The organism is Lysobacter sp. GQ73 (assembly GCF_059758755.1).
On record NZ_JCAXEE010000004.1, the window covers coordinates 280,969 to 295,429 of the forward strand.

The 14,461-nt window shown below is 68.2% G+C and carries 13 protein-coding genes; 8 read left to right on the top strand and 5 right to left on the bottom strand.

Going from position 1 to position 14,461, the window contains the following annotated elements; genetic code table 11:
* Window positions 1–166: 166 nt before the first annotated feature.
* Window positions 167–970 carry a hypothetical protein gene (locus AC6CH2_RS13815; RefSeq protein WP_498269725.1) on the top strand — a complete coding sequence of 268 codons (804 nt, stop codon included), beginning with the start codon at window positions 167–169 and terminating at the stop codon, window positions 968–970.
* Between the two features lie 41 nt (window positions 971–1,011).
* Here AC6CH2_RS13815 and AC6CH2_RS13820 read toward each other — a convergent pair whose 3' ends face one another.
* Entirely contained in the window at window positions 1,012–1,209 is a 198-nt protein-coding gene (locus AC6CH2_RS13820; protein WP_057917171.1) for a hypothetical protein, read from the bottom strand.
* 267 nt (window positions 1,210–1,476) lie between these two features.
* On the opposite strand from AC6CH2_RS13820, the gene AC6CH2_RS13825 reads away from it, so the two are divergent.
* Both AC6CH2_RS13825 and AC6CH2_RS13830 read left to right on the top strand, forming a co-directional pair.
* Window positions 1,477–1,938: a hypothetical protein gene (locus AC6CH2_RS13825; RefSeq protein WP_435394999.1), complete on the top strand. Its 462-nt coding sequence runs from the start codon at window positions 1,477–1,479 to the stop codon at window positions 1,936–1,938.
* Between the two features lie 854 nt (window positions 1,939–2,792).
* Window positions 2,793–3,326: an SRPBCC family protein gene (locus tag AC6CH2_RS13830; RefSeq protein ID WP_498269726.1), complete on the top strand. Its 534-nt coding sequence runs from the start codon at window positions 2,793–2,795 to the stop codon at window positions 3,324–3,326.
* A gap of 178 nt (window positions 3,327–3,504) precedes the next feature.
* Here AC6CH2_RS13830 and AC6CH2_RS13835 read toward each other — a convergent pair whose 3' ends face one another.
* Both AC6CH2_RS13835 and AC6CH2_RS13840 read right to left on the bottom strand, forming a co-directional pair.
* Window positions 3,505–4,914, bottom strand: a complete 1,410-nt coding sequence (locus AC6CH2_RS13835; RefSeq protein ID WP_498269727.1) for a serine hydrolase domain-containing protein — start codon at window positions 4,912–4,914, stop codon at window positions 3,505–3,507.
* Between the two features lie 252 nt (window positions 4,915–5,166).
* Complete coding sequence (locus tag AC6CH2_RS13840; RefSeq protein ID WP_498269728.1) at window positions 5,167–6,759, bottom strand: GMC family oxidoreductase; 1,593 nt, start codon at window positions 6,757–6,759, stop codon at window positions 5,167–5,169.
* A 257-nt stretch (window positions 6,760–7,016) separates the two neighbouring features.
* Between AC6CH2_RS13840 and AC6CH2_RS13845 the strand changes: the two genes are divergently transcribed.
* The 5 genes from AC6CH2_RS13845 to AC6CH2_RS13865 all read left to right on the top strand — a co-directional run bounded on the left by AC6CH2_RS13845 (window position 7,017) and on the right by AC6CH2_RS13865 (window position 12,663).
* A complete protein-coding gene (locus AC6CH2_RS13845; RefSeq protein ID WP_498269729.1) occupies window positions 7,017–8,405 on the top strand; it encodes an NTP/NDP exchange transporter in 1,389 nt (462 codons plus the stop codon).
* Window positions 8,402–9,322: a metallophosphoesterase gene (locus tag AC6CH2_RS13850; protein ID WP_498269730.1), complete on the top strand. Its 921-nt coding sequence runs from the start codon at window positions 8,402–8,404 to the stop codon at window positions 9,320–9,322. The genes AC6CH2_RS13845 and AC6CH2_RS13850 overlap by 4 nt, the downstream gene beginning before the upstream one ends.
* A gap of 299 nt (window positions 9,323–9,621) precedes the next feature.
* A complete protein-coding gene (locus AC6CH2_RS13855; protein ID WP_435395005.1) occupies window positions 9,622–10,962 on the top strand; it encodes an NTP/NDP exchange transporter in 1,341 nt (446 codons plus the stop codon).
* Window positions 10,959–12,116: an NAD-dependent epimerase/dehydratase family protein gene (locus AC6CH2_RS13860; RefSeq protein WP_498269731.1), complete on the top strand. Its 1,158-nt coding sequence runs from the start codon at window positions 10,959–10,961 to the stop codon at window positions 12,114–12,116. The genes AC6CH2_RS13855 and AC6CH2_RS13860 overlap by 4 nt, the downstream gene beginning before the upstream one ends.
* A 196-nt stretch (window positions 12,117–12,312) precedes the next feature.
* On the top strand, window positions 12,313–12,663 hold the full coding sequence (locus tag AC6CH2_RS13865) for a DUF1304 domain-containing protein (protein ID WP_498269732.1): 351 nt from the start codon (window positions 12,313–12,315) through the stop codon (window positions 12,661–12,663).
* Between the two features lie 78 nt (window positions 12,664–12,741).
* On the opposite strand, the gene AC6CH2_RS13870 is transcribed toward AC6CH2_RS13865, so the two are convergent.
* Window positions 12,742–13,401 (bottom strand): polymer-forming cytoskeletal protein, encoded by a 660-nt coding sequence (locus AC6CH2_RS13870; protein ID WP_498269733.1) that lies wholly within the window; start codon window positions 13,399–13,401, stop codon window positions 12,742–12,744.
* Between the two features lie 253 nt (window positions 13,402–13,654).
* Window positions 13,655–14,254: an NAD(P)H:quinone oxidoreductase gene (gene wrbA, locus AC6CH2_RS13875; RefSeq protein WP_498269734.1), complete on the bottom strand. Its 600-nt coding sequence runs from the start codon at window positions 14,252–14,254 to the stop codon at window positions 13,655–13,657.
* Window positions 14,255–14,461 lie beyond the last annotated feature (207 nt).

The window sequence follows — 14,461 nt, forward strand, 5'->3', positions numbered from 1 at the left end:
CGAGTCGGCGACCGGCGATGCGCTCCGATGCCGGAGGTGGTCGCGACGCCATCGACGCGGTCGTGCGCGGCGAGGCGTCGTCGCCGGTCCGTCGGACGCACGGTCGCGACCGACGACGACGCTGCTCGCCCGACACGACGAGCCGAGCGCGGCGCGTGGACTCGGCGTGAAGAGCGCACCGTTTGCTCGCCGCCGATCTGGCGGCGAAGCCACCCGCGCGCCGCTCGCGTCGCCTCGCCGCGTCGCGCCCGAGGCGAGCGCGCCGCGACCGGTGCGGCGCTCCGCGACGCGACGGGCGGAGTCGTGCGCGAACGGCGCGCTCGGCGCCACAGTGCGTAAAACAAGCGGTTTTTTGCGTTTCGGCGAATCTTCGAGGCAGGCCGGCGACAGCGTCGGCGAACGCCGGGCACGCTGGTGGGGTCGGTCTTGGCCGACTTCGGAAAACGCTTTCCAGTTCGCCGTGCTCGCGCCGCATCGAGGCGCGAGCGCGGCGACTTCGGCAGACGAACGGTCGTCGCCGCGCATGCCGGCGTCGCCGTTCGTCGGCGCCGCCGAGGCGCAGACACACATGCTCGGCGACGTCGTCCGTCGCCGTCGTTCGACCGAGCGCGTCGTCGCGTCGGCGCGCTCCTCGTTCCGTCGAGACGGTGGCCGAGCGCCGCTCGAGGCCGAAAACGGTTCGCGCAGTTTCGCGCAATTCGGCTTGTGCGACGCGAAATCGGCGGCCGCCGCGGAGCGGAATTTTTTCTTCCGGATTCGCCTTCGAAGATCGCCTTCGACAGCCTTGCGCGACCGTGCGCGTTATCGAAAAAACTCCGCGCGAAAAAACATCGCATCGCCGAAACCCGCGCCACGCTTGGGTTTCAGCGATGTCGAAAGAGACCCGTCGCGAATCGACCGGATGCGTGCGCGCGTATTCGACGAACGAGCGCGCGACCGACGCCGCCGCCGCCGGGGCGGGCGGGCCTGAAAAAAAACAGGCTCGGTTGTTGACAGTATGAAAAAGCGTGATTAGGTTTCGCCCAGCAGACGTTTCCTGCAGACGAGAGTGAGAAAACCCAGCGCGACAACATGCAGCACAAAACGGACCTCCGCCCGGACAGTCAAAACGGTGGACGCAGGATTCGCTTCCTCTGCAGAAATGTTGACCGCACTCTCTTCGCCGATGACATCCAAAACCCAGATGACATCGTTGGCGTCCTGTTCCATGCAACCTGGTTCGCGTTCGGCGGGCCGGGTTTTTGTTTGGCCGCGCCCCTTTGCGGCCCCCTCCGTCCGCCTTCCGGGCGGACGCGCCATCGGTCCCGCCGCGCCTGCGGCCGGATGCGATCCCCGATCCGTTCCGGCGCGCACTGCGCGTCGGCGGTTGCACGCGGGTCCGACTCCCGCGGCTCTGTCTTCACAGAGTCCCTTTCCACTGGGCTTACCGCACCACCACTGATCAATCCCTGATCACCACTGACGAGGAGCCATCACATGGCCGTTAAGAAAGCTGCTAAGAAGTCCGCCGCCAAGAAGGCGACGAAGAAGGCTGTCAAGAAAACTGGCGCGAAGAAGGTTGCCAAGAAGGCCACCAAGAAGACCGCCAAGAAGGCAGCCAAGAAGACCGTGAAGAAGGCCGCCAAGAAGACCGCACGCAAGGCCACCAAGAAGACGGCCAAGAAGACTGCGAAGAAGGCGACCAAGAAGACTGCTAAGAAGACCGCCAAGAAGGCAGCCAAGAAGGCGACCAAGAAGACCGCCAAGAAGGCTGTGAAGAAGGCCGCCAAGAAGACCGCCAAGAAGGCGGCTAAGAAGGCCACCAAGAAGACCGCCAAGAAGGCGACCAAGAAGACTGCTAAGAAGGCCGCCAAGAAGGCCCCGAAGAAGGCCGCCAAGAAGGCCCGCAAGTCCAAGGCTGCAGCTGCGTTGCCGGCCACCCCGGCTCCGCTGATCTAAATAAGAAAGACCCCGATTAAGCCGTAATCAAGCTCTCTCCCCGCAGCCCAGGCGGGGAGAGAGTTTTTTTTTGGGGTGAGCAAAGGCGCTCGCGAGCCACTGGCTCGCGCCTTTGCGAACGCCCGAGCGCTGTGCGCGAGGGCCGGGCGTGCGAAAGACTCCCAGCCACTGGCTCGCGCCTTTGCGAACGCCCGAGCGCTGTGCGCGAGGGCCGGGCGTGCGAAAGACTCCCAGCCACTGGCTCGCGCCTTTGCGAACGCCCGAGCGCTGCTCGCCCTGGCCGGACGGCAGAAGAGTTCAGCGCCATGCCTTATGACTCTCTGGAGTCTGCCTTCGCGGAATCAGGCCGTGAGGGCGGTGCGGCGGTCCCGCTCCAGCCGTCCGAACTAGCGATGACGGCTGCCCTCCCGGGCGAGCCACGACAGGCCGGCTCGTGCGCCACCAGCCCTCCATCAGACTCCCGACTCCCGACTCCCGTTCCCAAGTCCCAAGTCCCAAGTCCCAAGTCCCAAGTCCCAAGTCCCGAGTCCCGAGTCCCAAGTCCCAAGTCCCAAGTCCCGAGTCCCGAGTCCCGAGTCCCAAGTCCCAAGTCCCAAGTCCCAAGTCCCGAGTCCCGAGTCCCGAGTCCCGAGTCCCGAGTCCCGAGTCCCGAGTCCCAAGTCCCAAGTCCCAAGTCCCGAGTCCCGAGTCCCAAGTCCCAAGTCCCAAGTCCCAAGTCCCGAGTCCCGAGTCCCGAGTCCCAAGTCCCGACTTCCAACCCCACGCGCCTCTCGTCGGCGAACCCGCCGCCGCCGCTTCCCGCCGCCGCGGCAGCGGTTAGGATCGGGCCTGGTCCTAAGCCCGGGGGGAGCGTCATGAAAGCCTTGCTGAAGGGATTGCTGTATCTCGTCGTACTGCTGGCTCTGGTGTTCGTCGCCGGCGGCTTCCTGCTGCCCGACAAGACCCATGTCGAACGATCCATCGTGGTCGATCGGCCGCCCGGCGAAGTACATGCCATGCTCGATTCCTACAAGCGCTTCAACGAGTGGTCGCCGTGGTACGAACTGGAGCCGACCGCGAAGTACGTCTTCAGCGGGCCCGAATCCGGCGTCGGCGCCTCGCTGGCCTGGGAAGGCGCGAAGGTCGGCAAGGGCAGCCAGCGCATCGCCGAGTCGGTGCCGCAGCAAAAGGTCGTCAACGCGCTCGACTTCGACGGCACCCAGGCGGTCGGCACCTTCGACCTCAAGGCCGAGGGCGACGGCACCCGGGTGACCTGGTCGCTCGACAGCGCGCACGGCAACAACCTGGTCTCGCGCTGGTTCGGCCTGGTCCTCGACAAGATGGTCGGCAAGGATTACGACAAGGGCCTGGCCAAGCTCAAGCGGGTGCTCGAAGAACAGCCGCAATGAGGGCATGCCGTCCACCGGCGAGGGCCTGCGCAGCGGCCGCATCGGACCGCGTCGGCGGATCTGAAACCCAGTCGGCGTCCGGCTGAATCCAGCGAGACCTAGTTCAAACGAAACGGGCCGCGGCAATGCCGCGGCCCGTCTGGTTTCGATCGACCGGTCGCGCCGGGAAGCGCCCGTCTCAGCGCGGTGCGGCGGTCGCTTTCTGGGCGTTGCTGCCGTTGGGATCGCGCGGCTGGGCCGGGTTGGATTCGGCCGCGTACAGGCCGGGATCGTCGAAGCCGACATCGAGCCAACGTTCCGGCGGCAAGCCGATCGCGCGATCGAGCATGGTCGGCAGCAGGCCGGTCGGCAGACCGCTTTCGCTGTTCCACAGCAGGGCGATGCCTAGGTCGCGTTCGGGCAGCAGCGCCACCACGCCGCGATAGCCCTGCACGGCGCCGGCATGGAACACCATGCGATGGCCGGCGTAGTCGTAGACGCGCCAGCCGAGCGCGTAGCCGGCCGAGCTCAGGCGCTGGCGGCGCCAGCTCGAACCGCGGATCTCGGTCGGCGTGTCGACCAGGGGCTGGTGCAAGGTCGCCAGCAGGGGCAGCGGCAGCACGTCGGGGCGGTGGCCGGTCTGGGCGATCAGCCACTGCGCCATGTCGCTGGCGCTGGCGTTGACGCCTGCGGCCGGCGGCAGCTGGTAATAGGTCGGCTTCGGCGTCAGCGACACCCAGTTGCCGCGGCCGCGCACGTGCGGCTTGGCCCAGCGCGCGCTGGCGGTGATGCCTTCCAGGCCGAGGCTGGCGTCGTTCATGCCGAGCGGCTTGAACAGGCGGCGCTGCACTTCCTGGCTGTAGAAGTCGCCGGTCGCGGCGAACACGACGTCGCCGATCAGGCTGAAGGCGATGTTCTGGTAGCCGTAGCAGGTGCCCGGCTGGCAGGTCATCGGCGCATACGCCAGCTTCTGGGTCAGCACGCGGTAGTCGGCGTAGTTCTCCAGATCGCGGTCGTAGGTGTTGTGGGTCAGGCCGACGCGATGGCTCAGCAGGTCGGCGACGGTGATCTGGCGCGCCGCGCCCGGGTCGACCAACTGGAAGCTGGGCATGTAGTCGACCAGCTTGCTGTCCCAGCGCAGGGTGCCGTCGTTGACGAGCAGGCCGGTCAGGGTGCCGGCGAAGCTCTTCGACAACGAGGCCAGGCGGAACACGGTGTGGCCGTCGATCGGCTCGGCGTTGCGTACGTCGGTGATGCCGTAGCCGCGCGCGCTCAGCACCTGGCCGTTGTGCACGACCGCCATGGCCATGCCGGGAATGCGCTGATCGGCGACCAGATGCTGCGCCATCGCCTCGAACTGGCGGATGTCGAAATCGGCGGCGAGCGGCAGCGCGCGGCCGTTCGGATTCTGCGCCGGCATCAGGCGTTGGCCCGGCGCGAGCGTGCCGTCGACGCCTTGCGCGCGCGCGACCGGCGCCTGCGGACTCTGCCAGCGCAGCGAGGTTTGTGCGGTCGAACCCAGGGTCAAGGTCAACAGGGCAGCGAGCGTGCCCAGGCGCCAGGGATTGAGTGACCGCCGGGGCGAGCCCGGATGCTTGTCGTGTTTCATCGGTCGCAGCGCCTGCGTGAGCCGGGTTGCAACGATTCTAGCGCCGATCTCAGGGAATTGGACAACAAGCGCATTCAGGATTCTGATTTTTCAGGCATTAATGGCCCGAATGAATGGCTCAGCGCGGTCCTCGTTCAGATAGTCGCCCGCATAGGCGACCGGCGGTCGCGGCGATCCGGTTGCAGGCCCCGCTCGCGTCGCGGCGGCCCGATCGATGCTCGGTCGGCGCTCGGCCGGGCGCGCCCGCCCGGCTCAGATCCGCCCGCTGATCAGGTCCGAGGCGCGCTCGGCGATCATCATCGTCGGCGCATTGGTATTGCCGCCGATCAGGCTTGGCATGACCGAGGCGTCGACCACGCGCAAGCCCGCCACCCCGCGCACGCGCAGTTGCGAGTCGACCACCGAGGCCGGGTCGTCGCCCATGCGGCAGGTGCCGACCGGGTGGTAGACGCTTTCGGCCTTGGCGCGCACGAACTCGACCAGTTCGGCGTCGCTGAGGTCGTCGCGGGCCGGGAAGATCGGCGCGCCTCGATACGGGTCGAAGGCCTTCTGCGCGAACACGGTGCGCGAGAGCTTGGCGCACTCGAGCATCATCTTCAGGTCGAAGCCTTCCGGGTCGCTCAGGTAATTGGCTTCGATGCGCGCCTTGTCGCCGGCGCTGGCGCTGGCCAGGCCGATGCGGCCTCGGCTGCGCGGACGCAGGAAGCAGGCATGGGCGGTGTAGCCGTCGCCGGGCAGGCGATGGCGGCCGTGGTCGTCGAGCATCGCCGGCACGAAATGCATCTGGATGTCGGGGCGCTGGTCGGGCGCCAGCGACGAGCGCACGAAGGCGCCGGCTTCGGCGATGTTGCTGCTGCCCGGGCCGCTGTGGCCGCGCAGGTAATAGTCGAAGGCGATGCGCAGGTCGCTGAGGCGGTCGTAGGTCACGCGCCGGGTCGAGTGCTGCAGGGTGCAGATGTCGAGATGGTCCTGCAGGTTCTGCCCGACCTGCGGCGCGTCGTGCAGCACCTCGATGCCGTGGCGACGCAGTTCCTCGGCCGGACCGATGCCCGACAGCATCAGCAACTGCGGCGAATTGATCGCGCCGCCGCTCAACAGCACTTCGCGCGCGGCGTGCTGGTGATAGGCGCGGCCGCCGACGCTGTAGGTCACGCCAGTGGCGCGGCCGCGTTCGATGGTGATGCGGCTGACCAGGGCGCCGGTGACGACGTGCAGGTTATGGCGTTCGCGTGCCGGGTCCAGGTAGGCGACCGCGCTCGAACAGCGCGCGCCGTTCTTCTGGGTCACCTGGTACAGGCCGAAGCCTTCCTGCTGCGGGCCGTTGAAATCCGGGTTCGCGGCGAAGCCGGCCTGTTGCCCGGCTTCGATGAACACGCCCGACAGCGGATTGGTATAGCGCAGGTCGGAGACGTAGAGCGGGCCCAGGCTGCCGTGCAGCGGGCTGTCGCCTCGGCTGTTGCGCTCGGAACGGCGGAAATAGGGCAGCACGTCGTTCCAGCTCCAGCCGCTGGCGCCGGCCGCGGCCCAGTCGTCGTAGTCGCCGGGCACGCCGCGGATGTAGCACATGGCGTTGATCGAGCTGGAGCCGCCGAGCACCTTGCCGCGCGGCCACCACAGCACCCGCTGATTGAGCTGCGCTTCCGGCGCGGTGTCGTAATTCCAGTTCACGCCTTTCTTGCCGACCAGCTTGGCCAGCCCGGCGGGCATGTGGATGAAGGGGTGGCGGTCGCGCGGACCGGCTTCGATCAACAGCACCCGGGCGTCGGGATCTTCGCTGAGGCGGTTGGCCAGCACGCAGCCGGCCGAACCGGCGCCGACGATGATGTAGTCGAACTCTTGGGACATTCTCGGGCTGCTCTGCATCGGTCGCTTTACCGTGCCGCGAACGTAAGCGGCAAAACTAGAGCATATGCTCCCAATCGCGATGCCGATGCCGCCGGACGCGGCGCTGGCGGTGCGCGACGCCTTGGGCTACCGTGCCGGCAACGAGCGGGCGGGCGCTTTGCGGCGCCGCCAGCGGCGATCAGACCGGGCCCGGCCCGGCGGCGCGCCGACCACCCGCACCACCGTCGGCACCGCCGGCAGTCCAACGGAGCGACGGAATGTCGGCAGTCCAAGGCGCCAGCCTGCAGACCGGGCGCGTCCACAGCGGGGAGTGGCGCGCAGTCGCGTTCTCGCTGGCGTATTTCTTCTGCGTGCTGACCGCTTATTACGTGATCCGCCCGGTCCGCGACCAGCTCAGCGGCGCGGTCGGCTCGACCCAGTTGCCCTGGTTCTACGCGGCGACCTTCCTGGCGACCCTGGCGCTGACGCCGGTGTTCTCGGCCCTGGTCTCGCGTTACCCGCGCCGGATCGTGGTGCCGCTGGTGTACGGCTTCTTCATCGCCTGCCTGATCGGCTTCGTGCCCTTGTTCGGCGCCCACGGCGTGCTCAGCCCGCGCGCGCTCGGCACCGTGTTCTTCGTCTGGATCAGCGTCTTCAATCTGTTCGTGGTGTCGGTGTTCTGGAGCTTCATGACCGACATCTGGAGCGAAGGCCAGGCGCGGCGCCTGTTCCCGCTGATCGCGGTCGCCGGCACGCTCGGTTCGCTGGCGGGGCCGGCGCTGACCCGGCTGCTGGTCGGGGTGATCGGAGTGGCGCCGCTGCTGATGGTCTCGGCCGGCCTGCTCGGCCTGGCGCTGATGTTCGTGGCCTTGCTCGGGCATTGGGCGCGCGTCCACGGCGCCCGCCGCTTCGAGGCCTCGCACGAATCGGCGATCGGCGGCGGCATGCTCGACGGCCTCAAGCAGGTGTTCGCCAATCCGTTCATGCGCTCGATGGCGGCCCTGCTGTTGCTCGGCGACTGGATCGGCACGGTCAACTACGGCCTGGTGGTGGACTACTCGAAGGCGACCTTCGTCGACGCGGTCGCGCGCACGCGCTTCGCCGCCGACCTGGACCTGATGACCAACATGATCGCGCTGGCGGCGCAGTTGCTGTTGACGCCGTGGCTGCTGGCGCGACGCGGCGCGGCGGTGGTGATCGGAGTCTGGTCGGTGGTGACGGTGTCGATCCTGTCGCTGGTCGCGCTGGTCGCCGACCCGCACGCGCCGCTGACCCGGTTGTTCCCGGGCTACGGCGCGCTGGTCGCGATGCTGCCGCAGGGCATGGCGGCGATGCTGCTGCCGATGCCGGCAGTGGCGATGGCGCTGGTGATCAGCCGCGGGCTCGCCTACGGCATGGTCGGCCCGGCCCGCGAAAGTCTGTTCAGCAGCGCCGCGCGCACCCTGCGCTACAAGGGCAAGAACGCGGTCGACACCGCCGCCTGGCGTTTCGGCGACGTCGCCGTTGCGACCACGATGGTCGGCCTGCGCAGTGTCGGTGTCGGCATCGCCGGTCTGGCCGGCATCAGCGCCGCGGTCGCCGCCGGCGCCGGATTGATCGGCTGGAACGTCGCGCGCTGGGTGCAACGCGGCGGCGCGTCCGAAACCCAGGAGACTTCCAAGGCATGAAACGCGGTTGGCGGCCCTGGCCGCGACAGTTGTGGCTGCAGCGTTTGTTCGTCGGTACGGTGCTGTGCGGGCTCGGTTGCTTCGCCTGGGGCTTCTTCTGGGAGCCGCGGCAACTGGTCGAACGCGACTACGCGTTTCGTCTGCCGCACTGGTCGCGCGACTGCGAAGGCCTGCGCGTCGACGTCGTCGCCGACCTGCACACCGGCTCGCCGCACAACGGCCTCGACCGGCTCGACCGCATCGTCGAGCGGCTGGTCGCGAGCGACGCCCAGGCGGTGATGATGGCCGGCGACTACGTGATACTCAGCGTGCTCGGCGGCACCTATGTGTCGGCCGAGCAGATGGCGCCGCACCTGCGGCCCCTGACCCGGCGCAAGCCGGTCTACGCGGTGCTCGGCAACCACGACTGGTGGAAGGACGGGGTACGGGTGCGTGCGGCGTTGGAGTCGGCCGGCGTGATCGTGCTCGAAGATCAGGCGCAGGCGGTGCAGCTCGGCGCCTGCCGGGTGTGGATGGTCGGCATCGGCGACAAATGGGAGGCCGCGCACGACATCGACCGCGCCTTCGCCGGCGTCACCGACGAGGCGCCGGTACTGGCCCTGACCCACAACCCCGACCTGTTTCCCGACATCCCGCCGCGCGCCTCGCTGACCGTGGCCGGGCACACCCACGGCGGCCAGGTGCGCCTGCCGTGGATCGGTACCCCGGTGCTGCCGGCCGACCAGCGCTACGCCGCCGGCTATCTGATCGAACACGGCAAGTCCCTGTTCGTCTCGACCGGCATCGGCACCAGCATCCTGCCGGTGCGTTTCGGCGTGCCGCCGGAGATTTCGCGCTTGACCCTGCGGGCGGCGGCGCGGCCGGCGAGCACGGGCATCGGGCGGGCGGCTGCGGAAGGCGGGGGCCAATCGCACTGAGGACACGCTTCGCGCGACCGGCATCCGGTGCTGTGCCGGCGCCGCCGACCGTAGGCCAGAAGTGGGTGTGACCAACCGCAGAGGCCGGCCCGGCGCCGCGCTGGATAAGGTGGGCGAGGGCGAATCAGGAGGCGCAGCATGCGCGGTGCGAATCGGTACGGCGCGGCTCGGCGCAGCGCGGCTCAGTGCAGGGCCGGCCGACGCAATCCTGCCCGGTCCGGTGCGCATCGCCCGAACGCCGGCCGGCGCGGCGCGGCGCGTTGTGTTGCGATGCCGCGTGCGCCGTATGGGGGCGCGCGATGAAGGCTGCGCCGAAAGCCGCGGCGAACGCGCCACTGTGGTGGTCGCTGCTGTATTTCTTCTGCCTGCTCTGCGGCTATTACGTGCTGCGTCCGGTGCGCGATGCGATGGGCGCCTCGGCCGATGCGGCCACGGTGTTTCCGCAGGCGATGATCGCCTGGGCGCAGGCGCACGGCCTGGAGCTGAAGGACTTCGTGCTGCAGTTGTTGTTCACCTGCACGTTCGTGACGATGTTGGCCTTGCAGCCGGTCTACGGCGCCCTGGTCGCGCGGTTTCCGCGGCGGGTGTTCCTGCCGGTGGTGTACGTGCTGTTCATCGCCTGCCTGCTGGCCTTCCACTGGGCCTTCAATGCCGGGGTGCCGGGGCGGGGCATGGTGTTCTTCGTCTGGACCGCGGTGTTCAACCTGTTCGCGGTGACGGTGTTCTGGAGTTACATGGCCGACGTGTTCGACGACGCGCAGGCACGTCGCCTGTACGGCTATATCGGTGCCGGCGGCACCGCCGGGGCGGTGCTCGGTCCGATCCTGACCCAATGGCTGGTGCAACCGCTCGGCGTGGCCAATCTGCTGCTGGTCTCGGTGGCGTTCCTGTCGGTCTGCGTGCTTTGCATCGTGCGGCTACGGCCGTGGGCGATCCGGCGCGAGCGCGAGCACGGGCTCGCCAGCGGCGAGGGCGCGATGGGCGGCTCGATCTGGGCCGGCTTGCGGCTGGTCTGGCAGCGGCCGGTGCTGCGTGCGATGGCGGTCACCCTGTTCTTCAGCGTCGGCGCGGCGACCCTGCTCTACAACCAGCAGGCGGCGATCGCGCGCGAGTTCTATCCCAGCGCCGAGGCCGCTACGCGTTACTTCGCCCGCATCGACAGCGCGGTCAACCTGCTCGCGATCCTGACCCAGTTGCTGCTGACCCGCTGGCTGCTGAATCGCCACGGCGTCGCTCCGGCCTTATTGATGCCGGGCCTGACTCTGCTGCTCGGTTTCGGCGTGCTGCTGGCCTCGCCGTTGCCGGTGATGGTCGCGATCGTGCAGGTGCTGCAGCGCGCAGGCGAATTCGCCCTGGCCAAGCCGGCGCGCGAGACCTTGTACACCCGCGTCGACCGGCCCTCGCGCTACAAGGGCAAGGCGGTGATCGACACTGCGGTGTTCCGCGGCACCGACCTGGCTTTCGTCTGGATCCATAAGGGCCTGGCCGTATTCGGCACCCAGGCGGTATTCGCCGCCGGCGTGCTCGCCGCCGCCGGCATGACCGTGAGCGCCTGGAGCATCGTGCGCGCCCAACGCGGCCTGCCGGGCGCGGCCTCGAATCTTCCCACCGACATCCGATCTCTACGAGGTGAAGCATGAAAACCAGTCGTCGCGATTTCCTGGCCGCGGGCGCCGCCGGCGCCGGCCTGCTCGCCTTGCCCTCGTTCGGGCGCAGCCTGCGCAAACCGGCGCGGTTGAAGTTGCTGGTGCTCGGCGGTACCGGCTTTCTGGGCCCGCACTTCGTCGAAATCGCGCGCAGGCACGGTCACACCCTGACCCTGTTCAATCGCGGCAAGACCAATCCCGGCAAGTTCTCCGGCGAGCAGTTCAGCGATATCGAGCAATTGCACGGCGATCGCAAGACCGACATGAAAGCGCTGGAAGGCGAGCGCCGGTGGGATGCGGTGCTCGACACCTCGGCGTATCTGCCGGCGGACGTGACGCGCTCGGCCAAGCTGCTCGCGCCGCGGGTCAAGCAGTACGTGCTGGTGTCGACGATTTCGGTTTACGCCAAGAACGACGTACCCAGCGACGAGAATTCGCCGCTTGCGGTGCTGGCCGATCCGAACGTCACCGAGGTCACGGGCGAAACCTACGGCGGCCTCAAGGCCTTGTGCGAGCAGGCCGCCGAGCGCGAACTGCCCAAGCGCACCACCGTGGTCCGGCCGGGCCTGATCGTCGGCCCCGGCGACACCACCGACCGTTTCACTTACTGGCCGGCGCGCGCCGACCGCGGCGGCGAGATTCTGGCGCCGGGCAGTGCGCAAGACCCGACCCAGTTCATCGACGTGCGCGACCTGGCGGCCTTCCTGCTGGCGACGATCGAACGCGGCCATTTCGGTATCTATAACGCCGACGGCGCGCCGGGCGCGCTGACCATGGGCGCGGTGCTGGCCGAATCGCAGCGCGCGGCCAAGGCAAAGTCGACGGTCACCTGGGTGCCGGCGGACTTCCTTGAAGCGCAGAAAGTGTCGCCCTGGCAGGACATGCCGGCGTGGATTCCGGCGCGCGGCGAATACGCCGGCTTCGGCCGTACCTCGGTGGCGAAGGCGCGCGCGGCCGGTTTGAGCTATCGGCCGTTGGGCGAGACCGTGCGCGACACGCTCGCTTACTGGCAGGGCCTGCCGGCCGAACGCCGCGCCAAGCCCAAGGCCGGAATCGCGCCGCAACGCGAGGCGGAGGTGTTGAAGGCTTGGCACGCCAGCGCCGAGGCGGCGAAGGGGAAGGAGCGGGGGCAGGAGCAGGAGAAGTGAGTGCGGAGGAGTGAGAGCGGAGTAGTGAGCGCGGAAGAGTGAGAAGTGAGCGAAAAGCCGGAAGCCCGAGGCTTTACTCGTTCCTAATCCCTAGTTCCTAGTTCCTCCCCTCGCCCCTCACCTCTCACTCCTCACTCCTCACTCTCAACTCTCGTATCCTGGAGCCCCGATACCCGCCATACCTAGGAGCCAGCCGATGCACTGGATCGCCGTCGCCCTGATCGTCGTGGTCGCGCTGCTGCACCTGTATTTCATGGTGCTGGAGATGTTCTTGTGGACCCGGCCGCTGGGGCTCAAGGTGTTCCGCCAGAGCCTGGAGAAGGCCGAACAGTCGAAGGTGCTGGCCGCGAACCAGGGGCTGTACAACGGCTTCCTCGCCGCCGGCCTGATCTGGTCGCTGATATGCACGCGGCAGGACGTCGCGCTGTTCTTCCTGGCCTGCGTGGTGATCGCCGGCGTCTATGGTGCGGCCACTGTCAGCCGCAAGATCTTCTTCATCCAGGCGCTGCCGGCTCTGCTGGGCTTTTTGGCGGTGTGGCTGCACTGAGCGCGTTCGCTGCCCGCACACGGTAGAGCGGCCCTGACTATGCAGGCCCTGCTAAGGCAGGTCCCTGCATCCACGGCCTCAGCGGCGCAGGATCGAATCGCCCGCGGCGAGCCGTTTGAGCACGAGCGCTTCGTCGAGTGCGACGAACTCGTCGATGTCCTGGCCTTCGCGCTCGTCCGCGCCCAGGCCGTCCCATTCTTCCCGATCGAGCACTCCGTCTTCGACGAGTTCGCTGAGGCTGTGCGGCGGCAAGGGCAGGGGTTGTTCATCGACGATGACGTAGGCGCTGGTGCGCGCCACGCGCAGGCCGTCGGCGCGATCGAGGGTCAACCAGCCGGCATCGCCGGACAGCAGCACCGGCGCCTGCACCGCGCCGGCGACATGGGCGGTGCTGTCGCCGAGGTCGGCGACCACGGCTTCGCTCGCGATCAGATCCCCGGTGACGACCAGATGGAAGTCGTGGGCCACCACCAGGTTGCGGCAGCGCAGGTCGCCGAGCACGATCACTGCGCCCCGGTCATGCTCGCTGGCGCCGATCACCGCATTGCCGGCGAGGTCGAGCGAGCCTTCGACGATCAGGAAGGCCTGGCTGGGGCGCCAGGCCGGAGCCGGCGAAGCTTGGCCCCGGATCGAAGCCCATCCGACCTCCATCGCCAACAGCTCGCGCGCCTGAGCGGCGGCGGCCCCCTCGCCGACCAGCGGCAGGCGATCGATCAATTCACGTGCGGGAGACGACATGGTTGCGTTCCTTCGACAGTTGCGGTCCGTGCACGGCGCAACTGCATGCCGGGAAGCGGTTGCCGATGCGGCGCCAAAGAGGCGCGCGGGTGTCATCGACGTTCCTGTCACACCTTACGTACGCAATCGCGTCGCCGACAGGGCCATGATTTGCCCTGATCGGCGGTAATCAATCCGGACCGGTCGCAGATGGCGACGTACAAAACAGCCGCCAGCCACACCCCGCCACCGGCCGCCTGGCCGGCGCCGCCGCTCAACCGTGCAGTTTCTTCGCGACCTCGGCGACCTCGCGGCCCTGATAGCGCGCCGCATCGAGTTCGTTGTCGCTCGGCTGGCGCGAGCCGTCGCTGCCAGCGATGGTGGTGCTGCCGTAAGGCGCGCCGCCGGTAACTTCGTCCAGGCGTGTCTGCCCCGGAAAACCGTAGTTGAGGCCGACGACCACCATGCCGAAATGGAGCAGGTTGGTGATGATCGAGAACAAGGTGGTCTCCTGGCCGCCGTGCTGGGTCGCGGTCGAGGTGAAGGCGGCGCCGACCTTGCCGTGCAGCACGCCCGACGCCCACAGGCCGCCGGCCTGGTCGAGAAAATTCGCCATCTGCGACGACATGCGGCCGAAGCGCGTGCCGGTGCCGACGATGATCGCATCGTAATCGGCCAGTTCGGCGATCTTGGCGATCGGCGCCTGCTGGTCTAGCTTGTAGTGCGACTTGCGTGCGATCTCGTCCGGCACCAGTTCGGGCACGCGCTTGATGTCGACCTGCGCGCCGGCCTCGCGGGCGCCTTCGGCGACGGCCTGCGCCATCGTCTCGATATGGCCATAAGCCGAGTAATACAGCACCAGGATCTTCGCCATGGCCTAACCCTCTCGCCGAATAGGCCATCGAGCCTAGGACGGTGAGGTTCGAGGCCGCGTGAGGATGCGATGGCGCGGCGTGACGGCGATCGCGCCGCGCGTGCGACGCAGATCGTACAGCCTGCCGCATCGCGCGCTCACCGACTAGACCGCGATCCGGGATGGACAGTCCCGAATCGCGGTAAATTCGCCAACCCGCGCAGCGGC

Excerpts from the sequence above, each read along its gene's own strand:
- AC6CH2_RS13840 (WP_498269728.1), bottom strand. The coding sequence starts at position 6,759 with ATGTCCCAAGAGTTCGACTACATCATCGTCGGCGCCGGTTCGGCCGGC.
- AC6CH2_RS13830 (WP_498269726.1), top strand. The coding sequence starts at position 2,793 with ATGAAAGCCTTGCTGAAGGGATTGCTGTATCTCGTCGTACTGCTGGCT.
- AC6CH2_RS13825 (WP_435394999.1), top strand. The coding sequence starts at position 1,477 with ATGGCCGTTAAGAAAGCTGCTAAGAAGTCCGCCGCCAAGAAGGCGACG.
- AC6CH2_RS13835 (WP_498269727.1), bottom strand. The coding sequence starts at position 4,914 with ATGAAACACGACAAGCATCCGGGCTCGCCCCGGCGGTCACTCAATCCC.
- AC6CH2_RS13855 (WP_435395005.1), top strand. The coding sequence starts at position 9,622 with ATGAAGGCTGCGCCGAAAGCCGCGGCGAACGCGCCACTGTGGTGGTCG.
- AC6CH2_RS13865 (WP_498269732.1), top strand. The coding sequence starts at position 12,313 with ATGCACTGGATCGCCGTCGCCCTGATCGTCGTGGTCGCGCTGCTGCAC.
- AC6CH2_RS13820 (WP_057917171.1), bottom strand. The coding sequence starts at position 1,209 with ATGGAACAGGACGCCAACGATGTCATCTGGGTTTTGGATGTCATCGGC.
- AC6CH2_RS13850 (WP_498269730.1), top strand. The coding sequence starts at position 8,402 with ATGAAACGCGGTTGGCGGCCCTGGCCGCGACAGTTGTGGCTGCAGCGT.
- AC6CH2_RS13845 (WP_498269729.1), top strand. The coding sequence starts at position 7,017 with ATGTCGGCAGTCCAAGGCGCCAGCCTGCAGACCGGGCGCGTCCACAGC.
- wrbA (WP_498269734.1), bottom strand. The coding sequence starts at position 14,254 with ATGGCGAAGATCCTGGTGCTGTATTACTCGGCTTATGGCCATATCGAG.
- AC6CH2_RS13860 (WP_498269731.1), top strand. The coding sequence starts at position 10,959 with ATGAAAACCAGTCGTCGCGATTTCCTGGCCGCGGGCGCCGCCGGCGCC.
- AC6CH2_RS13870 (WP_498269733.1), bottom strand. The coding sequence starts at position 13,401 with ATGTCGTCTCCCGCACGTGAATTGATCGATCGCCTGCCGCTGGTCGGC.